Origin of the sequence: Winogradskyella sp. Asnod2-B02-A, assembly GCF_045063645.1 — a bacterium.
Taxonomy (GTDB): Bacteria; Bacteroidota; Bacteroidia; order Flavobacteriales; family Flavobacteriaceae; genus Winogradskyella.
The window spans coordinates 757,203-781,246 of the sequence record NZ_JBEFOG010000027.1 but is presented as its reverse complement, the minus strand read 5'-3'; the positions used below and the strand labels follow the sequence as shown (position 1 = coordinate 781,246).

General features: G+C 32.7%; 18 protein-coding genes. 5 read left to right on the top strand and 13 right to left on the bottom strand.

What is annotated here, in order from left to right:
- Positions 1-47: 47 nt before the first annotated feature.
- Both ACJJVO_RS11490 and pbpC read right to left on the bottom strand, forming a co-directional pair.
- The gene (locus tag ACJJVO_RS11490) at positions 48-488 is read right to left on the bottom strand and encodes a hypothetical protein (RefSeq protein ID WP_405576938.1); all 441 of its coding nucleotides are present in this window, start codon (positions 486-488) and stop codon (positions 48-50) included.
- A 50-nt stretch (positions 489-538) separates the two neighbouring features.
- Entirely contained in the window at positions 539-2,890 is a 2,352-nt protein-coding gene (pbpC, locus tag ACJJVO_RS11485; RefSeq protein WP_405574196.1) for a penicillin-binding protein 1C, read from the bottom strand.
- A 78-nt stretch (positions 2,891-2,968) separates the two neighbouring features.
- On the opposite strand from pbpC, the gene ACJJVO_RS11480 reads away from it, so the two are divergent.
- The gene (locus ACJJVO_RS11480) at positions 2,969-5,272 is read left to right on the top strand and encodes a T9SS type B sorting domain-containing protein (RefSeq protein WP_405574194.1); all 2,304 of its coding nucleotides are present in this window, start codon (positions 2,969-2,971) and stop codon (positions 5,270-5,272) included.
- Positions 5,273-5,278: 6 nt separating this feature from the next.
- Here ACJJVO_RS11480 and ACJJVO_RS11475 read toward each other — a convergent pair whose 3' ends face one another.
- The 11 genes from ACJJVO_RS11475 to ACJJVO_RS11425 form a co-directional block, all read right to left on the bottom strand.
- Entirely contained in the window at positions 5,279-5,614 is a 336-nt protein-coding gene (locus ACJJVO_RS11475; protein WP_405574193.1) for an antibiotic biosynthesis monooxygenase family protein, read from the bottom strand.
- Positions 5,615-5,715: 101 nt separating this feature from the next.
- On the bottom strand, positions 5,716-6,567 hold the full coding sequence (locus ACJJVO_RS11470) for an SH3 domain-containing protein (RefSeq protein WP_405574191.1): 852 nt from the start codon (positions 6,565-6,567) through the stop codon (positions 5,716-5,718).
- A gap of 230 nt (positions 6,568-6,797) precedes the next feature.
- Positions 6,798-12,374, bottom strand: a complete 5,577-nt coding sequence (locus ACJJVO_RS11465) for an alpha-2-macroglobulin family protein (RefSeq protein ID WP_405574188.1) — start codon at positions 12,372-12,374, stop codon at positions 6,798-6,800.
- A gap of 592 nt (positions 12,375-12,966) precedes the next feature.
- Positions 12,967-14,025: a DUF6090 family protein gene (locus ACJJVO_RS11460; RefSeq protein ID WP_405574186.1), complete on the bottom strand. Its 1,059-nt coding sequence runs from the start codon at positions 14,023-14,025 to the stop codon at positions 12,967-12,969.
- Positions 14,026-14,070: 45 nt separating this feature from the next.
- A complete protein-coding gene (locus ACJJVO_RS11455) occupies positions 14,071-14,778 on the bottom strand; it encodes a hypothetical protein (protein WP_405574185.1) in 708 nt (235 codons plus the stop codon).
- A gap of 22 nt (positions 14,779-14,800) precedes the next feature.
- On the bottom strand, positions 14,801-15,511 hold the full coding sequence (locus tag ACJJVO_RS11450; RefSeq protein WP_405574183.1) for a DUF6090 family protein: 711 nt from the start codon (positions 15,509-15,511) through the stop codon (positions 14,801-14,803).
- Between the two features lie 102 nt (positions 15,512-15,613).
- The gene (locus tag ACJJVO_RS11445; protein ID WP_405574181.1) at positions 15,614-16,396 is read right to left on the bottom strand and encodes a DUF6090 family protein; all 783 of its coding nucleotides are present in this window, start codon (positions 16,394-16,396) and stop codon (positions 15,614-15,616) included.
- Positions 16,393-17,148, bottom strand: a complete 756-nt coding sequence (locus ACJJVO_RS11440) for a hypothetical protein (protein WP_405574179.1) — start codon at positions 17,146-17,148, stop codon at positions 16,393-16,395. The genes ACJJVO_RS11445 and ACJJVO_RS11440 overlap by 4 nt, the downstream gene beginning before the upstream one ends.
- Positions 17,141-17,896, bottom strand: coding sequence for a DUF6090 family protein (locus tag ACJJVO_RS11435; protein ID WP_405574177.1), 756 nt, complete (start codon positions 17,894-17,896; stop codon positions 17,141-17,143). Before ACJJVO_RS11435 ends, ACJJVO_RS11440 begins: the two co-directional genes overlap by 8 nt.
- 5 nt (positions 17,897-17,901) lie before the next feature.
- Positions 17,902-18,237, bottom strand: a complete 336-nt coding sequence (locus ACJJVO_RS11430; protein ID WP_405574176.1) for a hypothetical protein — start codon at positions 18,235-18,237, stop codon at positions 17,902-17,904.
- Positions 18,238-18,260: 23 nt separating this feature from the next.
- Positions 18,261-19,031: a DUF6090 family protein gene (locus ACJJVO_RS11425; protein ID WP_405574174.1), complete on the bottom strand. Its 771-nt coding sequence runs from the start codon at positions 19,029-19,031 to the stop codon at positions 18,261-18,263.
- Positions 19,032-19,316: 285 nt separating this feature from the next.
- Here ACJJVO_RS11425 and ACJJVO_RS11420 point away from each other — a divergent pair, with 285 nt between their 5' ends.
- The 4 genes from ACJJVO_RS11420 (at position 19,317) to ACJJVO_RS11405 (ending at position 24,035) form a co-directional block, all read left to right on the top strand.
- The gene (locus tag ACJJVO_RS11420; RefSeq protein ID WP_405574171.1) at positions 19,317-20,870 is read left to right on the top strand and encodes an aldehyde dehydrogenase family protein; all 1,554 of its coding nucleotides are present in this window, start codon (positions 19,317-19,319) and stop codon (positions 20,868-20,870) included.
- 176 nt (positions 20,871-21,046) lie between these two features.
- Complete coding sequence (locus ACJJVO_RS11415; protein ID WP_405574169.1) at positions 21,047-21,976, top strand: OmpA family protein; 930 nt, start codon at positions 21,047-21,049, stop codon at positions 21,974-21,976.
- Between the two features lie 17 nt (positions 21,977-21,993).
- Positions 21,994-22,581, top strand: coding sequence for a hypothetical protein (locus ACJJVO_RS11410; RefSeq protein ID WP_405574167.1), 588 nt, complete (start codon positions 21,994-21,996; stop codon positions 22,579-22,581).
- Positions 22,582-22,673: 92 nt separating this feature from the next.
- Complete coding sequence (locus tag ACJJVO_RS11405) at positions 22,674-24,035, top strand: DUF1800 family protein (RefSeq protein WP_405574166.1); 1,362 nt, start codon at positions 22,674-22,676, stop codon at positions 24,033-24,035.
- The last annotated feature ends 9 nt before the right edge of the window (positions 24,036-24,044 follow it).

The window sequence follows — 24,044 nt, the reverse complement described above, 5'->3', positions numbered from 1 at the left end:
AAAAAAAGCGTCTAGAATATTCTAGACGCTTTTTTCGTTTTGTAGATTTAAAACCAAAGATTCCAGGGAATTTTAGCTAAAACTAAAACTAAGGCTAATGTGTAAAAAATAGCTAATAGCTTAAATTTTGGTTTAGACGTTAATTTCTTTTTGTGTTTAGAATAACCAATGGTTACTAAAGCAACTGCGATTATCATTGTTAGTGGATGCTCTACAACAAGATTTCTTAAAGCTTTATTTGCCATTAATTCTCCCATTCCTCCTATTTGTTTAATCGTTGAGAAATAATCTTTCATAAAGAATAACACGATACCAATTAATAATTGAATATGCATAGTAATCAATGCAAACAATGAAATTCTAAAATCTTTAGCGTCAAATTCTTTGTCTCCAAAAAATTTAATGATTGCGTTAAATGTGGCAAGAACTAGGACTAATAAAACTAAATAAGCCCATTTTGAATGTATAAACTGAACAATTTCCATAATTAATAAGTTAATTTATTTCTGCAAACATAGCGATTTGCACTTGAATGGTATTAATCTGAAATTGTAATTTTATGTTTCAGTTCGTTTCCAAGTTCATCCATAACCGTAATAATATGGTCTCCAGATGTGGGCAAAACAGCCATATCGTGTATGTCTTTTGTGCTGCCAATATATTCACTATCAATATACCAATGAATTTCTAATTCGGGTTTAGAGTGTGCTACTTTAAGAATTAAATCATTAGTCTTGCCATCAAAATCTTTAGGTAAAAAAATAGTGCTTTGTTGATTAGGGTAAATAAATTCCATTGAAATACCAGTAGACTCAATACAATCATTTCTATACGGAGGTAATGGTTTGTAAAAAGGATTTTTCGTTTTAAAATAAAATGCTTGCAAGGGTGGCAATATAAACCATGATTTATTCTTAATATTTGAAACAGCTTCACAAGACGAGTTTACTTGATAGATTTCTGAAACATCCAAATGAACCAATTTATGAAACGGACAAGGCTCAGTTTTTTGGCCACTGGTTTGTATGTATTGTATTTCTGTATCATCGCAAATTGAAGAGGCTCTGTAGCCACTTTTTTTGCAAATAGTGACCTCTAACATTTCGTCATAAGGTTGAGTGAACCAATCGCTTTTTGGTAATACATCAAAAACATCAAATAGAATAGGTGCAGCTGTTTGTACACCAACCAAACCTGGTCGTCCTTCGCCATCTGCATTACCAACCCAAACACCAACAACATAGTCTTTTGTTGTGCCAATTGCCCAAGCATCTCTAAAGCCAAAACTGGTTCCTGTTTTCCAGGCTATTTCTTGTGAAGAATCATAATATTCCCAGCTTTCATCACTTTCTGGACGGTTAACTTGCTTCAAACTTTCAAAAGTTAGAAAGATTGATGCCGCATCAAAAACTTCTTTTTCGTTAGATAGTTTTCCGAAATCAATGGTTTGTTGAGAATTGTAAATTGGTTGGCAAAATTCATTCGAGAAATACTGACTAGAATTGGCATTAAAATGATTTAAAGTTGAAGACATAGCAGCATAACTTTTACATAAATCCCAAAGATTGCTTTCAGCGCCTCCAAGCACTAGAGATAAACCATAATGATTTGCATTATATTTTAAATCTTTAAGCTGTAATTGTTTCAAATAATGATAAAATCGATCTAACCCAAACTCCTGAAGCATCCTTACAGTAGGTACATTTAATGAGCGAGATAAAGCTTCATTTGCGTGCACAGCACCATCATAAGTTTGGTTGTAGTTTTCGGGTTGATAACTTCCAAATTGTGTAGGTACATCTGCCACTAACGTGTTTGGTAATAAATCGCCAGCATCTAACATGGCTGCATATAAAAATGGTTTTAAAATACTACCTGTACTCCTGGGTTTATCAATAATATCAACGCTTTTTTGATGCGCATTATCTGTTGGTGAATTGCCCACATACGTTAAAACTTCTCTAGTATTAACGTCTAAAACTAATACAGAAATGTTATAAATTTCATTTTGTTTTAATCTATTGTAATGTTGTTTTACAATGCTATTAGTTTGTTTTTGTAGTGAAGATTTAATTGTTGTTTTAATGCGTTCTCCTTTGTGTTTATGTGTAACTTTTTGGAGCAAATGCGGAGCGATTTGTGGTAATGGATAAGGTTTTTGAGGTAAGCCTTCGTCAATTGAAAGCTTATAAGTCAGTTGGTCAATAGTGCCATTTTTATATAATTTTTTTAATAAACGATTTCGCTTATCTAATAGTCTTTTTTGATTTTTCCCAGGATAAATTAAACTTGGTGCATTTGGTAAAACCGCTAAAGTGGCACTTTCTGCCCAAGATAAATCGAAAGCATTTCTATTGTAATACCTCCATGAGGCAGCATCAATTCCAACAACATTTCCTCCAAAAGGAGCATAACTAGCATACAAATTAAGGATCTCATCTTTGGATAGCCTAAATTCTAAGCGAGTTGCTAAAATCAGTTCTTTTATTTTTTCTAAATAACTACGGGATTGTCCTTTTCGAGATAAACGAATCACTTGTTGTGTAATAGTACTACCTCCTCGTTTTACAGCACCAGAACTTACATTGTCTTTTAAGGCTTTAAAGATTGAAACCGGATTAAAACCAGGATGGTTGTAATAGTATTCGTCTTCAAATTGAAGAATACAAGTTTTAAATTTATCTGGTATGCTATCGCTTACAGGAAACCTCCATTGACCATCATCAGCAATTAATGCTCCGAGCAGTTCATTAGAATTACTAGTAATAACTGTAGCAGTTGGATCTTTAAATAATTGCTGAGGCAAACAGAAATAATAAGCGATGACTAAAACAAAAACCACTACAGATTTTATCTTATTTCGCTTTAAATATTTAATTAACCTATACATAGACTATACAAAAGATGTTATTTGTTCTTTTTACGGAAAAGTGAGTTTTATTTCACAAAGTTATCTATATATTTAAACGTGCGAAACTCTATAATAGATCTTAAAGTACTCATAATTTTCTGTATTTCTTTTCTTTCAAAAGAGATGCATGCACAATTAGGTTTTTGTCAAGGAAATTCAGGTGATCCCATTTTTACAGAAACTTTTGGTGTTGGTACACAAAACACCTCATTACCTGCAGGAACAACAACTTATACGTACTCAAATAATCAAGATCCTAATGACGGATTTTATACGGTTTCGAGTACTTCTAATTATTTTGATTGGTTTAGCGTAAGTGATCACACATTAAATGATACTAATGGTAGAATGCTTATTGTAAACTCTAGTTTTACGGCAGGCGAATTTTATAAAACAACCATTAATGGACTTTGTGAAAACACTACTTACGAATTTTCTTCGTGGCTGATTAATCTAACACCACCAAATGGATTTTGTGGTGCAGGAGCCATTCCAATTAACGTTAGTTTTGAAATTTGGGATAATACAGATACTACACTTTTAGCTTCGGGTACAACTGGAAATATTTTTGGAACAACAGCATCAGACTGGGATCAATATGCGCTAGTTTTTCAATCTACAGTTGGCCAAACTTCCATAATCCTAAAAATGATAAACAATGCACCTGGTGGTTGTGGTAATGATTTAGCTATAGATGATATTGTATTTAAAAGTTGTGGTGATTCTATTGATATTAATGATGGTACTAGCAATAGTTCAGTAACGTTATGTAGCTCTCAAACACCATATGCCGAAACTATTACTGCAATGCCAGATAATGTAGTATTTAACAATCATTTTTACCAATGGCAATCTAGTTCAGATAATGTGACTTGGACAGATTTATCTGCAGAAACAAATGCTTCTTTAGATATTATTGGGATAACATCAACAACATATTTTAGAGCTAAGGTCGCTGAATATGCGGCAAATTTAAATAATGCAGATTGTATCACATTTTCAGATGTTTATGAAATTATAGTAAATGAAGCTCCACCAGCTCCAACAACCGCATGTTGGGAAACTGCAACTTTTGATGATAGTTCTTGTAGTTGGTCTATTACTGGTACGCAACCAGTTGAGCCAACAGGCTTAGAATGCTGGGAAGTAACATCATTTAATAGTACAACTTGTTTATGGGAGATTAATGGTACTCAACCAATAGCTCCTTCAAATTTAGAATGTTGGCAGAACGCAACTTTCGATAATGCAACATGTGCTTGGGTTATCTCGGGAAGTCAACCAACGCAACCAACAGTTGCATGTTGGGAAACAGCTATATTTAACGATGTAACCTGTACTTGGGATGTTAGTGGTACACAGCCTTTAGTGCCAACTGGATTAGCGTGCTGGGAAACCGCAACTTTTGATGATAGTTCTTGTAGTTGGACTATTACTGGAACACAACCTATGGAGCCTACAAGCTTAGAATGCTGGCAAACAACGTCATTTAATACTACAACTTGTTTATGGGAGATTAACGGAACACAACCAACAGCACCTTCAAATTTAGAGTGTTGGCAAACAGTCACTTTTAATGCTGTTAATTGTGATTGGGAGGTTAATGGAACTCAACCCATAGAGCCAGTAAATCTAGAATGTTGGCAAACCACATTTTTTAATGAAGATCTCTGCGAGTGGGAAGTTTTAGGAACTCAACCTATAGAATATAGAGAAGAATTTTTGTTTTTGTGCGAAGGTCAATTTTTAGATTTAGAAGCGACGACAAACATAAATAATCCAAATTATAATTGGTTTTCAGGTGAAATGACCGCATCTATAACTATAGATGCCGATGGAGTCTATGACGTTGAAATTACAGGTGATTGTTTTACAGAAATTATAACATTTAATGTGGAGTTGATAGAGTCACCTGAAATAGAAAGTATAGAAACTAATGGGAGCTCATTTGTTATTAATGTTTTTAATGAAGGTGATCATCAGTTTTCATTAGACGGCTTAAATTATCAGTACAGTAATTTATTTGGAGATAAGCGGAGCGGCTTATATACCATTTATGTTAAATCTATTAGTTGTGGAACTGTAATAGAGCAAGACTATTTTCATTTTTATATTCAGAAATTTATAACACCAAATGGAGACGGGAAGAATGATTTCTTTTTATTGAATGTCACTCAATATTTTACAAAATCCGAACTATATATTTATGATCGTTATGGGAAAATACTATTCTCAGCAATTAATCGTGATGCCTCTTGGGATGCAACTTTTGATGGAGAAAAGTTACCAACTTCAGATTATTGGTACCATATCATTTTAGATGGAATGGAGTATAGAGGTCATTTTACGGTGAAGTACTAGTTGTGTCTATTCAGATTTAAATTCATACTCACGTTCTACCTTACAAATCTTTACGTTATACCAATTATACCATTGCTCACGTCCTTTCTGTTGAGCGAGCAAATGCTCTGTATTGGCTTTCCAGTTTTTTATAGCTTCTAAACTTTCCCAATAACTCACTGTAATACCAACTGCTCTGCTGAGCGCAGTCGAAGTACCATTTCTAGCGGAATCTATTCCAATAAAACCGTTTTCTTGTTTGGCTAGATTCTCTATTTTTTCAGCCATTTCTGCATAGCCTTCTATATTTTCACTTTGTGTTGAGCTAAAAATTACAGCATAGTATGGTTCAAAGTTTTTCATGTTAATTTAATAAATATGTCTTCTTAAGCACAGTCTAAACATTCTAAATTAAGACTTTCAGCTGCGCTCAAAGAGACATATAGTTTTCAGTTTTTCATCTTTTAACAACCATTAGGCATATCAAATTCTATTATCTTCTCAGTAATGTTGTTTTCAAAATCCGTGAGTATTAATTTTAAAAATACACGTTTTGTTGAAACTCCAACAGGATGATCCTTTAGGTTTTCAATTTTCTTAAAGTAATTTAACCAATCTTCTCCGCATTGATCTATCACTTCTGTTTTTAAATCTTCAGTAGCTGTTTTGATGAATTTTTTCCAATCATTTTCTGTGTAAGCTAAAGTTTCAAATGTATTAGATCTTACTTTTTTTAATGGTTTCCATTCAGAATCAAAATGTTTCCAATTTTTTGAATCGCATTGTGTGTTTTCAGACATAAAAGAGATGCTGTTTTCGTAACGTTGAAAAATGCTAACATGCTTATAATCATTCTCTACTAGAATAATTTGTTTACGCTCTGGTGACGCACCTATATCTACATTGATTTTTGCTGAATCTTGTTGTTTTAAATTGTGAAGCCTTTTGTAATCACTAGTGGCTAAATTCTTTATTTCAATATTCAATTTATCTAAATCTAATCGGATAGTTTTAGAAATTTTTGTTGATGATAAGTAGCCATTAAAAACATAACCAATATGGTTTCTGGTTTCAACTTTCACCCATTCTCCACTTACTTTTTCTCCAGCATCAACAATTACTAGTTTTTTATCCGTTTTTTCTAATACTCCAATGGCTTCACCATAGGCTAATTTACTCAGCATTTTTCCACTGACATCTGGTTGATCTCTAAGCGATAATCCGCTTTCTGCAGCTACATACGCTTGTTCTTGCGCGCTAATTGTAGTTACACTTAATAATAATCCTACTGCTAAAATTTGTTTTAAAAAGTTCATAATTTTTATTTTTTTGGGTTAAACATTTTAGCGGTTTATGTTTAGGATTCTTGTCTGTCGACCGACAAGTTTTAGTTTTTTTAGGTCATTGCGAAGCTGATTTTTTTTATCAGCTGTGGCAATCTGTTTGTTGTTTATTAATTAGGTTTTTTTTATTTATTGAAATTGATATGTTATGTATGCATAGACTTTATTTTATGTTAAACCTGTGAGGCTTTAGAGTTATTCTTTTACTTCTCTACAGTAACCCATTGGCCTTTGTTTCTTACCAAGTAATCATCATTATCATACATGGCTTCAGCTTGCGTTCCAGGTAAATAGTACGTGCCTAAATAGGATGCATTTAACATTACAGTGAATGTTTTGGTGCCATATTTACCACTTCTATTCATGTCGAAATAGAAATTGACCCTATCATCTCTAATGTCAGTATACCTTGCATTGCTCACCGTTGTATCTCCAAAATCTGTGAATCTCGTATTAACAATATCCCAACCCGATGGGAAAATTTGAGTTAAAGCTACGTCGTTGACATAATCTCTAGTTAAGTTGGAAATACTTACTGTTGCTACAAAATCTTGACCTTGTTGTAAATTGGTGACATCGATTTTATTCCCTTGTAAATCTTTATAAACGGTTGAAATGGAGAAGCCACGTTGTTCTGCTATTTCTTCGCCTAATTTTAATTTACCAGAATTTAAGACTCGTACATAAACCAAGTTGTCTTTTGCGTTGGTGATGATCATTTGGTTTGAGCCTTCGTTAATAGGAATGCTACGTTGAGAGATGCCGTTTTGCGTATCTATAGTTTCTGTTTTTCCGTTGATAGTATAAGTTAGTTTTAATTCTTTACCACCATTCTGAGTAATCATTTTGCCCATAGCTAATAAATTATATGCTGTGGTTTGTGTACTCATCCATCGATCGCTCGATAAGGATTTTGCAATAGATTTTGCTAAATCATGTTTTTTAGGATGATTGGTAATAAGCATAGTTTCTAAAGCCATGGCTCTGTTTCTGTATAAAGAACCATAAGTATAAGAATCGTTTTCTGGAGATTCAAATTCAATATTAGCCGTTTTAGAAATCGCTTCACTAGCTTCTTTTTGTCCGGCTAAGGCATAAGCTGCAGCTAATCTCCATTTAGCATCATTAGAAATGTCGCTGAATTCTCTCAATCTATTCATACTTGCTAAGTCAGGAGCTCCAGCTAATGCTAAAGTGTATAAACGATACGCTTGTGCAAAATCACTGTGATAATGTTTGTAGCTAGGTCTCCAATTTCTTGCCGCTTGTCTTTGGTAGGCAATCCAATTGCTCTTAAAGGTTAGTGGTAATATAAACCCTTTCTTTTCTGCTTCAATCATAAAATGACCTGCATAACTTGTTCCCCAATCATTGGCTGTGGTTTCACCCATCCAGTAGCCTAAGCCTCCACTGGCATTTTGAAAACGTCCTAAGCGTCTTATGCCATTTTCAATATTGCTTTGTACTTGTTTTTTCTTTTGTGGTGTTAAATCAAAAATATCAGCTAAAAACAACTGTGGAAACACACTCGATGTGGTTTGCTCAACACAGCCATGAGGATAACGAATTAAATACTCCATACGTTTTGTGAAATCCATTGGAGGTAATGTTGAAAACTCTACTGTTGCAGAGTTCGTTCCCGTTACTCCAAAGGTTGTGATATCAATGGTTTGTTTTGCGCTAGCTTGCAATTCACTATCTATTACACGAGATGTAAACGGATTAGGATTTTCTACATCAATCTCAACTTTATAGGTTGATTTTTCACCATTTCCTGTGGCTACAACTTCAACGGTATTAATGCCTTTTGCTTTGGTAACATCCAATTCAAAATAGACCATTTTTTCATCTGGTCTACTGAATTGAAGTGATTGCGATTTGTTGCCTTTTATGGTAATACCATCACTTACATTTACTGAAAGTGTTACATTTTTCACTTTGTCTTCCATAGCAAACACAGTAACTGGTAGTGTCACTTTTTCACCTGGACTTAATTTTCGTGGTAAGGTTGCTAAAACCATTAACGGCTTTTTTACTTGTACTGATTTCTCAGCACTTCCATAAGCTTCCATATTATTGTTACCTGCAACAATCATAGCTCTTACAGCACCAATATAATTTGGCATTTTAAGTTGATGTGCTTTGGTTTGGCCTTTATCTAAAAGGAAAGGGCCCAAATACGTCACCACAGGCTTAAAGCGATTTGCTTTTTTGTTTTTTCCGCCTGCAGCACTTCCATCTCCACCAATAGCAAAGACTTGGTCTATACTACCAGAATACGCACCAATAACATCATCGTAAATATCCCAAGTTTTTACGCCTAAAGCTTCGCGAGCGTAGAAGTTATTCCAAGCATTTGGTGTTTTAAAACGAGTTAAGTCTAACAAGCCTTCTTCTACAACTGCAATAGTGTATGTCATGGCTTTGTTGTTCTTTTCTGATACTTTTATTTCGTAGGATTGCTCTGGTTGAATAGCATCTGGCATATTCAAAACAGGCTCTAATTTTGTTGCCGGATTTTCTACCATCATCGGAATCACTCCATATAAACGTATTGGTAAATCATTAGATGTGATGGCATGCGGTTGCAATAATGAAATATTAATAAACACGTTTGGTGCCATGTCTTTTGTTACTGGAATATCTATCGTAGTTTCTCCTGGCTTTGTTTTTACCCATTGATGTTGTAAAACTTCTGTTCCATTTTCAATACTTATTAAAGCTCTGCCTTCGCTACCAGATGGAAAAGTAAGTTTTGCTGTATCGCCAACATTGTACTTGTCTTTGTCGGTTGAGAACACTAACATTTTTGCAGCTTCTTTGTCACCACCAGTTGAGTTAGACCACCAGTTTTTATAAAAGTATGCTGTTCTACCTGTGGCATGGCCACTAACTGGATCGACAACTCTAATTAAATAACGTCCACGATCGCTTTCTGGAATATTAAGTTTAAAACTCGCTTTTCCATTAGCATCTGTATCTATTGAATACTGTTGTACAGGTCTATGATAATTACTCGATACGTAACTCGACAGGTTATCGTAAGAGGAATTCCACCACCAACGCCATTCAATTTTGTAAACTTTTACTTCTAATTTTTTACGTTGAATTGGTTTCCCTTCAGCAGTGACTGTTGCGATATCAAATGTTTGATTTTCGTCTGTAAAGAAAGAGCCATAGTTGTTACCTTTTGGCGATTGTAGGCCAACGAAACTTTCATAAGGTGCATAAGGCATGGTGAAAGCATCGAGAGAGAAATCACCTCCGTTTTCAAACGCTCTTACTAAGAACTGAGCTGTTAACATGCCAGGCGCATTTTTACCAATATTTAGTTTTGTATCTACTTTAGCATTACCTTCTTCATCTAAATAGCCTTCAAAAACATTCGTTTCTTCGGTGCTAAAGTTTTTAGTTGGATCACTAAACGTATAGTTTTTATAGCCTTTAAAACTGGTGTAAGCTGTTGTGAATTTTGCTTTAATTTCTGCTTTTAAATTTTTTGCAGGTGCGCCATGTAGCCAAGCCACATTTAAGTCTCCTTGTAGTGGTTTATTGTTGGTTAATACGTCGTCTTCAAAATCTATTTTAATTTTTAAACGATTTGGTTTTACAGTTTCAATCTTAAGGCTTTTTGTAAAATTGGCTCCACCAACAGAAACTTTTGCATTGTAATTTCCTGTTTTGTAATCTGATGATGTTGGCACCATAAAATCATAGAAATTATTAACATTGTCAATAGATACTTTTCTATAAACGAGTTTGCCAACAGGATCTGTGATTTCGAGTTTAACAGGATGACGTTTTGGTAGTTTGTTTGCCTTATCATTCAACACAAAAGTTAAGAACAAACTATCTCCAGGACGCCAAACGCCACGCTCACCATAAATGTAACCTTTAAGACCGCGTTGCAATCTGCTTCCTGATACATCAAACTTACTAAGTGATAACGAATTACCATCGTGAAGTTTTATATAACTCACACTTTTCCCTTTGGTTACGACAGCAAAAGCTGCACGTTTTTTGGAATCGATTTCTACAATTCCATCCGTGTTGGTATTGCCTTTTGCAATTTCCTGTTGTTGATAGTTATAAAGTGAAACATTAGCGTTAGCTTCTGGATCTGTAGACAGAATGTTGGTTACGGCAAAGAAGTAATTAAAATCATTACCTTGTTTTGCAATAACGCCTAAATCTGAACCTATTAGATTTAGTGATATAGAGCGATTACCATAGTTAAAATACGAGTCTGTACATGGATTATCTCTGTCTCTATATCTGTAATTGGTATTTCTATAATTGTAGCTTAGGTTATCCCAATAGCGTTCTTCGCGAAGCTCTTCTTCTTCCTCGGTAATGTCTTCAGAAGCATAGAAATCTTCTTCGTAATAGTCATCGTAATAATCGTCTTCTTCTACTTCTGTTGTTTCTGATTTTGAGGAACAATCATATAACGAATAGTCTTTTTTAAAGCTAACTTCTACTCTGTAAATAGAGCCAGGATCGGCTTGTAAATATTTAGATAAATCAATACTGTAAGCTTTCCATTCTCCTGTATTTAAATTTTTGTCTTGAATTAGCGTAATTGTTTCTTTGGCAATGCGACGACCCACTTGTTTTATGGAATTTTGGTAATTGCTATTCATATTGTTTTCTTGAAGAAACTGCAATACGTTGTCTTCGAATATTTTGATGATTCTAACATCGACCTTACTCAAATTAACCGCTTCAAAATTGAATTTTAAGTCTTGAGAATTAGGTAAAATAGAACCATTACTAATGAGTCTTACTTGAGGTTTTAATTCTTCAAAAGCTAAGGTTTGTGAATATGCATTTTTAAGTTTGAACCCGTCTGTATTTTGTATTCCTGTAAACACATCAACTTTTATGGCACCAACTAATTTAGTGTCTGGGTAGACTTTTAGTACATTGCCATCTACAATAAATTTTGGCTTTTTTACATTGCCTATAGTAACTAAGCCTGCAAAATTTTGTTGTTTTTTTAAAGGGTCAGAAAAATTGATAGATAAATATTGTTCAGGACTTTGAACAACTTGCGTTTCTATAATGCTAAAGTTGTTTTTTCCTGGAATATTAATGAAGTTTTCTCCTTTATTCTCAGCTTTTATAGCCTTGCCATCCCAAGCAACATCAACTTTACTGTCTTCAATTTGACGTTTGATGCTATCTATTCTAAATTCAAAATATTTGGAAGGTTCTGACATTTCTAGCCAAACTAAATTGAGGTCTTTTTTATTTTGCTTAGCTGAGACTAGTTGTTTAGCATCTTCTAAATTAATAACATCCGAAGAGCGTAATTGGCCTAGCACATATTGCCATTCTTTACTATACGATTGCACAGTGTTGGTCATGATGCTAAAACTCGGTGTAATGGTTTTGAATTGAAAGGTGTAATCTTCAAATTCTGTTGGCATTGTGTTATAGATATCACCTAGTTTAACGGTAACAGCATATTCGGTTGCTGGTTCTAATGGTTCATCTGGTGTAAAAAGTAAAGTGTGTTTATTTAGTGCTTTTAATGTGCCTTGAATGTGAGGTGACGTTTTAATAATATCCGTACCAATATCTTGTTCTGCTTCCCAAGATTCAACTTCATTAGCCAAATTAATTTTAATAGGTTCTAAAACGGATACAACTCCAGATGTGGTGTAACTGATGTAATCTCTATACTTAAAAATATTATCGGTTTCTACGGGCTTTTTTTTACAAGAAAATACCAAAGTTAGAATAAGAAGTAGGAGAAGGTGCTTTTTGATGTTCATGGTATTGATGGATTGAGTGTGAAACTTCGATTAAAAAGAAGAGTAGGTACTTTCTTGTTAAAGAGTTACGCTAAATTTTAAGTGTTTAGACTTCTAGTTGTTGTTAAATTGTTCTTAAAGTTAAGAAATGTTTGCAGATGAGTTAAGGAAATTGGGATGGAATTCTTATGGAATTTATTTTTTTTATTTCTATTCAAACGGTTTATATATTTCGTATTCAGCTATTCTGTTTGAGATAGTTTTAAAATTACATTAATTATATATTTTTAATTTGGATGTTGTTATTAATATTAACTAGTGAAGCAATTAAAATAGTTGTAAACTAGGAGGTTATCTTGTCAATAGCGTATTTAAACTATTTGGATATTTTGTTTTTTTATAATGATATTTTGACGAATTTTTCTAAATAAATTTAATCGTTCTGTTATCCTTTTTTTTCTTGTTGAGCTTTTTTATAGAGTTGGAACAAGCGTATGCCTAATCTTGCGAAAAGTATTATGGTTATTACCATTACAATGTCCATTCCTTTCATTTTTGTGCTAATTATTGTTTTAAAAAAATAATTAGGGTCTTAAATACTTAAAGAAAGATACTATTCTATTTTTATTAATTCAGCTTCTCCATCATCATATTTTGCTATGATTTTTACAACTTGGTTTTTATCATTCTTTACTAATGTTGATGTTGCTTCTTCATCATACAACTCAGTAGTACTTTTATAATAGAGAAAAATAGTATTACTACTGTTTACAATTGTTAGCTCTAAGCTGTATTTACCTGCTTTTATTGTAATAGGCTCATTTAGAGGCATTACTTCACCTGTAGGCGTTGTGAATTTTACCATTTTGTAATTGCCTATAATGGCCTCTAGATCTTGTGGTGTTGGTTCTATTAAATGATGAGGTATAAAATCTGGTAGTGTTTTTGGGTAACCCGTTAGTTCTGCAATAGTTCTATAAACGTTACTTGCGTTTTGATTAAAACTAGAGATATGCCTACCTAAATTACCAGATGCGTTTCTATAAATGTCTAGGTCATTTTTATATAATGAATCATTTAAAAAAAAGTGTATCGCATCATCGCTAATGTTTTCGTAAAGACCGTGATACCAAGGCTTTGAAGCTGCAAGCTTATCTATTAAACGATCGGTAACTTTATCTATCCTGATGTCGAATTTATCAATTTCGTACTTATTGTAGGTATAAATTTCATTTAGAGGTGAAATTAATTCTTGATACTTCTCTGGTATATTATCTATATTATCGGTTAATTTTTTATACCCATTATTATGAATTTTAAGGTGAAAAGCGTTCATAGCAACATATATGAATTCATGTCTATTAGCACTTAAATAATTTTCTCGTGTTAATTTGTTGTCTAAAGCCAATTGTATTATCGAGTCTCTTTTGTTATAGTAAGTAAACAACGCTTTAGATTTAACAATATCTTCTTCTAAATCTTTTTGTATCTCTTTTAAAACTGTTGTTATCTTATTTTCGTTTTTGCGTTTTTCATTCCAGTTATTAATTTGCAATGCTATTAAAATACCAATGACTACGAGTACAATTTCGCCAATGGCATACTTAAAATATTTGCTTGTTTGTTTCTCGGAAAGTAAATTTTGTCTAATTTTTCGGAAGAATTTTATCATGGGTTAGCGGTTGGTTTTAATAGATAGCAACAGTCTAAATTTGAGTTAATTGTCTTTTTTTAATTCAGCAAAAATGGTCTTTAGTTGGTTTAGGGATTCAATGGATCGCTCATAGGCCTCTTTATTAAAATTTAAAGTTGTTTTCCTTGCCAGAATATAATTCTGAAAATGGATTTCTTTTGCATAACTTTTTGCAGTTAACTGCATTTCAAAAAAGCTTACATTTCTAATTAAAAAATCGTTATAATAATTACTAAACCCATCAAAATCTAAATCTTCAACGACTTTTATATTATTAAAAGTTTCGTAAGGTTCTGAAATAGCGTTACGTACGTTTAAATCATCAAATAGTTTTAGGTCTCCGGAAAACTTCAAATTTTCGTAGGTTACCGTTGATGGGTTAAAGTAGTCTGTATCCATGAGCCTAAAGGCTTTTGGTGGCAATTTGGGATTATCGTAATCTTTGGTGTATAATATGTAACCTAAAGTATCAACTTCTTTAAGCATTTCAATTGTAAACTCCTTAAGCTCTTTTAATCGATTTAGGTTGCGGTTGGCTTCATCTTCTAACTGAATGATATATAAATCGCGTAATTCTAAGTTGTTTTTGTCTTTTGCATTTTCATTAATTGCTAAAGCAATAAGAATTCCTATTATTACCAGCACTATTTCGCCAATGGCATAGAGTACATATTTACTGAACTTGTTTTCAGAGAGTAATTTCTGTCTAATGTGTCTAAAGAATTTTATCATTGGTTAATGGTTTGTACTTTGATTATTTTTTTAATTCCTTATTAATAAGAATTTCAATTTCTTCCATATTAGATAGAATGTTCTTAAATCTTTTAAGACTTCCTTGTTCCGATTCCACCTTCATATATTGACTAAACTCTAATTTAATAAGAAGCTCTATTAAGTTTTTTTCTTCAAATACATATTCCAATAGTTTGGGCTGATTTTGTATATTTTTAAAGGCAAATTCTTCACTTCCAAGTTTATTAGCTGCCGCAGATGTCCCTTCACCAGATTTATCATTGTTGTATTTAGAAACCTTTTCTGTTTGTTCTTTATATTTTTCTAAACTGATTAATTGTTCTCTAATGGTTGGTGGTATTAATTTGATGTCACCTGTATTCTGCAAAGTATTTATCGTGTTAGATTTGAATTGAACATTATAAAGTGGCCAAGCTAAATTTCTAACTTTAGAAATTATTTTGTTTATTGGTAAGTTTGGTTGATTATAGATTTCTTTAAAAGCTCTAAATTTTACCATATTAGAATCTATTCTTGAAGAATGCTCTTTTATATATGCTTTGTCGTTATCAAAATCTTGTAGTAATTGTTTATAATAAACTTGCCTTAAATTTTCAGTTTTCCGTTCATCATTGAGATTGTTCAGTTGTAAAGCAATTAAAATCCCGATAACCACAAGGATAATTTCGCCGATAGCATATTTAAGGTACTTTCCTATTTTGTTTTTTTCCATAAGGTCGTATCGTATTTTTCTAAAAAACTTAATCATGTTTTTAACTTTTATGTTTTCCGCAAGCGGTTATTTCAACTAATGGTCAACGAGATTTTACTTTTATTATGTCTTCTTTTCTAAATAGTCATTTATGAGTTTAATTGTTGCTTTACCTTTTTCGTAGAGGGTAGTTCTAACTTTGTTGCTGTACAAAATGTTTTCTTTTAGTATTGTTAAATCTTTAAGTAATTCTTTCTTTTGCACTTCATTTAAATTATCATTAAAATGAATGATATCTTCATAAGTTACCTCGTTAGTATTTGAATTCCATCTCGGTGCTATTGAAGCCTCTCTTATAAATGCATTGTCTGTATAATCATTTATCCTGTAATATGCACTTGTCTGTAAGGCAATGTAGATGTTTTCTTGTTTTATAACTTCTTCTACTTGCTTATAATAGTTTTGTATACTTTCTCTTAATTCCTCTGAAGCGATTAGCGCTAGCTTACCAGAAAATTTCATTTCATTAAATACTACGTCGTTGCCTTCAAACCAGTTGGTCCCTTGAACTTTACTTAGAGCCGTTAAGTAAGCTTGTTGATTTGATGTAATTGAATTAGTCCTTTGTATACGCATTATCTCGGTAAATGCATCTAGTTTTAGGGTGTCTGTATTAAAATGCATCTCAAGTTCTACTTGGTCTTTGTTTAAATCCTTTAGAATTCTTTGCAGATAGTTTTGTTCGTATTGGGTATTCTTTCTGTTTTCGTTCCAATTATTAATTTGAAGTGCGATGAGAATACCAATAACTACAAGTACAATTTCTCCGATAGCGTATTTAAAGTACTTGCTTGTTTTACCTGTTTCCATAAGGGTGTATCTTATTTTTCTAAAAAATTTTATCATGGTTTTAAGTTTAGCTCTGAATTTAATAAATTGGTTAAGCGCTCTCTCATGGCTTTAAATTCTTTTAAAATTGCCTTTTGGGTAACAAGCATCTCTAACTTAAGGGTTATGATATTCCATGCTTCTAAATTATTAAATAGCCTTTCAAAATCTGTATCAGGTCCTCCAGATACGAGGCTGGTTTTATACCTATCTAGAGCAATTTGTGAGTAATTAAGATGCTTGTTTATAAAAGGCTCTATGGTCAATACATATTGATCGCCTATTCCTTTATCAAGAGCCTTAAAGCGGTTCAATTGAAAACTAAATGCTTGCAACTCTTCTTTAATTTTGGTGTTATTTACTTTAGCTAAATAGCCTTCATTCATAAACTCTTGAACAATTGGATAATTAAAGTTATTAACCCAAGCTGTACCCAATGCACCTAAGGTTTTTTGCAGTGTTGGTATAGAATTTTTATTGTTAGAACTTAATATTTCGAGCGTTTTTCTATTTAGAATTACTAAACTATCAATGCCATTAATTAAATTGTCTAGTTTATCACGACTACTTTCTAACTCTTCGTGCATACGTTCGTAGTAATTGCTTAATGTGAGTTTTTGAAGACGTTTTTGATTCCAGTTATTAATTTGTAGTGCAATGAGAATACCGATAACTACAAGAATAATTTCGCCAATGGCGTATTTAAAGTACTTGCTTGTTTTGTTTTCACTCATAAGGTTGTAGCGTATTTTTCTGAAGAATTTAATCATTTGTTGATTGGTGCTTTGGTTGTGTTTTAATTGCAATTTCTTTCTCAATCATCTCCATAAGTTCAGATTGTAATTGTTGTAGAGATTGATATAAGCCAATAAATCCTTCCTGAGCCTTTATGAATATAATAATTGTTTCTTTGAATTGATTATCATGGACAAGTGTATTTAGATCTAATGGTTTAGCTTTCCATTTAGAAATGCTCTTTACTTTTGATGTTAATTGTGGTAATAGTATAGCATATTTCATGGCTTCCATATGTTCTGATTCCATGCGTTCTACAAACGGATATTGTTGTGCATACAGCTCATGTATTTTACCACGAAGACTGTCATTTTTGATGAGATCAAAGCCAATAGATTTGAGATTTTCATAGCTCGATTTAACAACGGCAATCTTACTTATGTAGGTGTTTATATGGCTGTAGTGTGTAGCCATAGAATCATTCCATGCTATGTTGTTTTTAAGTTGATTTTGAATGGCTTCTGCAGAATGAAGCACTCTTGTGTTACGTAATATATTGCCTGCCATATCAATTGAATCGATTTTGAGATTGTTGTGCATTTCGGTTAATATCTGGTGTTCCTTGATTTCGTTTTTGCGTCCATCATTCCAATTGTTAATGGAAAGCGCAATTAGAATACCAATAACTACAAGAAAGATTTCACCAACAGCATACCTAAAGTATTTTAAAGGTCTGTTATTTTCAGCATACTTTTTTCGTAATTTTCTAAAGAAGCTTATCATTACTATTAGTAAAGTATATTATCTAAGGTCATATCTAGTCGTTCCTCCATTAAGTTAAAACTACAGTCTGAGAAGAATATCTTATACATTTCTCTTCTAAAAGCAGCAAGTTCCATTTGGCTGTAATCGTGGTTGTTAATTACCTTTTCAATTTTATCTAAACGCTTTTTTTCAGAATGGCTATGGAATTTCTTATGCATTTTAAGAAAGGTTTTTTTTGATGTTTTACTTTGTATCATGTCTAACTCTTCCTCAGTTTCGGTTTTATCTGCATTAGCGCAGAGTAGCATAATGTAAACCTGTAACTCGGTTTTGGTCCAATTTGGTTTTTTACTTTTCATGATGTTTATATTTAATTAATAGCTTATTTGTTTTCTAGTTCGTGTTCAATTTCATTTAGAATAGTTTCTATTTGCGATTTTATGCCGCTAAATAATCGAGGTCCATTTGTCGCTTTAGCTAACAGGTAATAATCCACTAGATAATTTTCGAATTCAATAGAATTGAAGATGTCCTTGTTGTCTGTCTTTGAAGAGATAGATTGAAACTGTAAATCAATCATATCTAAATCTGTAACAATAGTTCTAGCGCTACCGTTTTTAAAGAAAAGACTTGTTAAATTTCGTTGTGTAAAATCAGCATCATTTACTTGCGTGCTTAAATGGTTTATTGTGCTTTCAAAAGAAGCTAAATCTTCTCTTAAGTTTTTATTTAAAATGATATTGAGTTTACCGGAACTAATGACGTCACTTAAAACTCCTGTTGTTGGTGTGTACTGAATATCACTGCCTAAAATAGGTCCAAGTAATTGAGAAATGGTTTCTGGCTTAATGGTATCGCGTACATTTTTGTTGAATAAAGTCAACATTTTTTCTAACGTTTTTATGCGCTGTTCATTGACTTGAATAGCCGTATTTATTTTATTCAGGTTGGTTTCAAATTCTGATTGAAGCGATGTTAGATATTCTTGTTCTACCTTTCTCTGCTCATTGAAGTGATTGTTATTATTAATCCCTAGCGCAATAAGAATCCCAATGACCACAAGGATAATTTCGCCAATGGCATAGATTAGATATTTCGAAAATTTGTTCTCGGAAAGAAGCCGTTGCCTAAATCGGCGCAATAGTGTTATCATTTACGTTCTTTAGCTTGAAAGTAAATTAGGTCAATGGTTGTAGTTGAGGTTGGTTAACTATTTGTGTTTAAAGTTATTAAAATGTTACAGATAAAGCTATTAGATTTATAAATAAAGTTAAAAGTTATTAGAATTCTATTTTTAAAGCTATTTAATATCTATTAAGTAGCCAGAATATCTTTGTTTATAAATAAACACCTTTGTGCAACTAATGCTACAGTTAATACTGAGTTTTTATTAGTAACTTCGCATAAAAATTTAATAATTCTTAAAATTTAAACATATATGGAAGCAGTTGCTACCGATTTCGGAATAAAAGAAGCTTTAAGCCAGTTAGGTGTTAAAGATGTAAATGAAGGTTCTTCTACAGGATCTAACAATTTTTCTACTGGAGAAATTATTGAGAGTTATTCGCCAGTAGATGGTCAATTAATTGGTAAGGTAAAATCTACTACACGTGCAGACTATGATAAGGTAATGGATGCTGCAACAAAAGCATTTAAATCATGGAGAGATGTGCCAGCACCACAACGTGGAGAAATTGTACGTCAGTTTGGTAATAAATTAAGAGATTTAAAAGAACCGTTAGGTAAGTTAGTGTCTTATGAAATGGGTAAATCTTTACAAGAAGGTTACGGAGAAGTACAAGAAATGATTGATATCTGTGATTTTGCAGTAGGATTGTCTAGACAATTAAATGGTCAAACCATTCCTTCAGAACGTCCTGGACACGTAATGCGAGAACAATGGCACCCAATAGGTGTAGTTGGTATTATTTCTGCATTTAACTTTCCAGTTGCTGTTTGGGCTTGGAACACAGCTTTAGCTTGGATTTGTGGAGATGTTTGTGTTTGGAAAGCTTCAGAAAAAGCACCTTTATGTTCTATTGCTTGTCAGAATATAATTGCCGGAATATTAAAAGATAACAACCTGCCAGAAGGTATTTCTTGTATCATTAATGGTGATTACAAAGTAGGTGAAATGATGACTACAGACCATAGAATTCCTTTAGTATCCGCTACAGGTTCTACAAGAATGGGTCGCATTGTTGGTGCAACAGTTGCAGAACGTTTTGGAAAATCTTTGTTAGAGTTAGGTGGAAACAATGCCATTATAATTACACCAACTGCAGATTTAAAAGTGGTTGTTCCTGGTGCTGTATTTGGTGCTGTTGGTACATGCGGTCAACGTTGCACGTCAACACGTCGTTTAATTATTCACGAGTCTGTTTATGATAAAGTAAGAGATGCCATAGTTGGTGCTTATGGGCAATTAACGATTGGAAATCCATTAGATGAAAGAAATCATATTGGACCTTTAATTGATAAAGATTCGGTAAATACTTATTTAGCTGCTATTGAAAAAGCAAAAGCTGAAGGAGGAAACGTATTAGTAGAAGGTGGTGTTTTAGAAGGTGAAGGTTATGAAAGTGGTTGCTACGTAAAACCAGCAATTATTGAAGCTGAAAATCATTTTGCAATTGTACAACATGAAACTTTTGCACCAATTTTATATTTAATGAAATATTCTGGTGAGGTAGAAAATGCAATTGAAAAACAAAATGGTGTAGCTCAAGGTTTATCTTCTGCTATAATGACCAACGAAATGAAAGAGGCTGAGAAATTCTTGTCTTATGCTGGTTCAGATTGTGGAATTGCCAATGTAAATATAGGAACTTCTGGTGCTGAGATTGGTGGTGCTTTTGGTGGAGAAAAAGAAACAGGAGGTGGACGTGAGTCTGGCTCTGATGCTTGGAAAGTGTACATGAGAAGACAAACAAATACGGTAAACTACTCAGATGAATTGCCATTAGCGCAAGGCATTAAATTTGATTTGTAAGACTTATTTAAGTTTTAAAAAATATGGAAGCCACATCGAAAGATGTGGCTTTTTTGTATGCATAACTTTAGTTATGAATCAGTTATGTGACTTTTTTTAAAATAGTGTTTCCTATATAACGTTAAAAGATGTTAAAAATTTAATATCTTAAGCACTAATAATTAAAACACTAACCAATGAGTAAAAAAACATTATACCTTTTAGGTATATTAATTACTATCATTATTGGTACGTTGTTATTTTGCTATTTATGTGACAATTGTCACTGTTCAGAAACTAGTAAAGTTGCAACAGAGGAGACCAATACAATTATTGCAGAACCCAAAGTAAAGTCAGTCACTAAAAATGCATTTGCTATTTCTGATGCCAATGGAGACTTCAATATTAAAATTAATGACAACTTTAATTTTAAGACCTCGAGCTTTTCAATTTTAGATACTATTTCTTCAAGCGTAACAGAAGGTGTTACAAAATTGAAAGACTTCCTTTTAGAAAACCCATTAAAAACGGTAGATATCACTGGTTACTATAAGAGTGATGAAACCAATAATTCTGCCTTTCCAAATTTAGGATTAGCAAGAGCAAATAGCGTAAAAAACTATTTAGTATCTCAAGGCATACCTTCTAAGCAAATTAATATTAAAGGACAATTGAACGATGCTATTAATCCAGATGATTCAGGTACTTTATTTGGTCCATTAGAGTTTGGAATGTTAACATCTAAAGAAGGCGCTATTGATGATGCATTAGCTGCTGTATGCGATGATATTCGTAAAAACCCAATTGTATTATACTTTAAAACAGGCCAAGCAGAAATTAACTTAACAACTGCGCAACGAGAAAAAATTGCAAATATCTCGCGTTGTGTAGATAAGCTTGGTGTTAAAATACAAGTTGTAGGTCATACTGATAATACAGGTAATACAAATACAAATATGCGTCTTGGACAAGAACGTGCAGATTTTGCTAAAGATTATTTGGTGAGAAATGGAATTTTAGAATCAAATATAGAAACGTCTTCAAAAGGACCAAATGATCCTATTGCAGATAACAATACTAAAGACGGTCAGGCTAAAAACAGACGTACTGTAATAACAATTAACTAACTAAAAAAAAATAAATTATGAATTGGTGTATATTAATCCCATTACTTGTAGGTGCTATTTGTGCATTACTTGGCTATTTTCTTGGAACAAATTTAGGAGGAAGTAATAATGATGACTGTGAAGATAGAGTAGCTAAACTAGAAGCAGATTTAGCAGCTTGTAGAAAAGCAAGAACTTCATTAGAAGCAGATTTAAGTGCGTCTAAAAATGCGGCATCACTTTTAGAATCTGATTTAAAATCAGCAAAGCTAGAAAACGCTAATCTTGCCTCATCTTTTGTAGCACCAGCTGCTGTTGCTGCTTTAATTCCGTTTAACGCAGATGCAGCAAAGGCTGTTTTTGGAAAGAAAATTAAACAAGACGACTTAACCGTTGTTGAAGGTATTGGACCAAAAATAAAAGAGTTGTTTCATAACCACGATGTTAAAACGTGGAAAGCACTCTCTGAGTGTAGTGTAAAAAAATGCCAATCTGTTTTAGATAGCGGAGGAGATCGTTATAAAGTACACAAGCCTGGCACATGGCCAGCACAAGCAAAATTTGCCTATGAAGGTAAATGGGCCGAATTATTAGAATGGCAAGATCAACTTGATGGAGGTAAATAACCACATCAAAAATATTTTATCGTAAAAACCGTTTCAATTTGAGGCGGTTTTTATAGTTTTAAACTATTTGTAAATATTTAAGTCTTAGTAATATGATACAGCAAGAGCTTCAACATTTATATTGGCGAGTTGGTTTTGGTCTTAATCCGTCTAGCTTTAAGTCGTTACCTAAAAATAGGCAGCAAATAGTGGATGCTATTTTTAATAATTCAAAATCCATATCACCTCTTAATATTGATTTGTCTTTTATGGATGGTGTTACTTTAAAATACCTAAAAGAGAATCCTGAAATTGCGCGAGAGCTTAGAGTTACAAGTAGAAAAAAGCTAGCAGATTTAAATTATGCTTGGTTAAATCAATTGGTAGATACTAAAGAACTACTGAGAGAAAAAATGACACTTTTTTGGGCTAATCATTTTGTATGTAAAGATAATAATGTGGTTTTTGCTCAAAAATTCAATAATACACTTAGAGCACATGCGCTTGGCGATTTTAAAACTTTTGTGAAAGCAATATCTAAGCAGGCAGCAATGCTCAAATATTTGAATGGAAAGCAAAACAAAAAAAACCAACCTAATGAGAATTTCGCTCGCGAATTAATGGAATTATTCACCTTGGGTGAAGGACAATATTCCGAAAAAGATATAAAAGAAAGTGCAAGAGCTTTTACAGGTTATAACTATGATTTTGATGGGAATTTCAGATTTAAAATGAAAGTTCATGATCAAGGTGAAAAAACATTTTTTGATAAAACAGGTAATTTTTCAGGTGATGATATTATAGATATCATTCTTGAAGACAAACAATGTGCGACATATATTTCAACTAAAATCTATCGCTATTTTGTAAATCCAAAACCTAATAAAAAGCACATTGAAGCTATGGCTGAGGTGTTTTATAAAGACTATAACATCGAAAATTTAATGCGATTTGTGTTATTATCAGATTGGTTTTATGATGAAGAAAATATTGGTGTGAAAATTAAATCGCCTATAGAATATTTAATAGGCATGGTAAAAACGGTTCCTGTTAAATTTGAAAGAGAAAAGGATCTTCTTAAAATTCAGAAACTATTAGGGCAAACCTTACTAAATCCGCCAAATGTTGCTGGTTGGAAAGGTGATAAGGCTTGGATTGATGCTAATACTATAATGGTACGTTTAAAATTACCTTCAGTGATGTTGAATAATGCTATAATTTCTTCGGGTGAAAATGATGAATTAAGACGGAAGTTTTTTAAGAAAAATAAAGGAAAATTACCAATTAGAGCAACCGTAGATTGGAATACGTTTTTAGAGAATTATAAAAATATAAATCCTGAAAATCTTCAAGATTATATCCTTCAAGGAAATAGTAATAAAGGGGCTGAAGACTTTTTACAAACGTTGAGCAAAACGGATAAACAAGAATATTGTATTCAGTTAATGTCGTTACCAGAATACCAAATGTGTTAATATAATAAT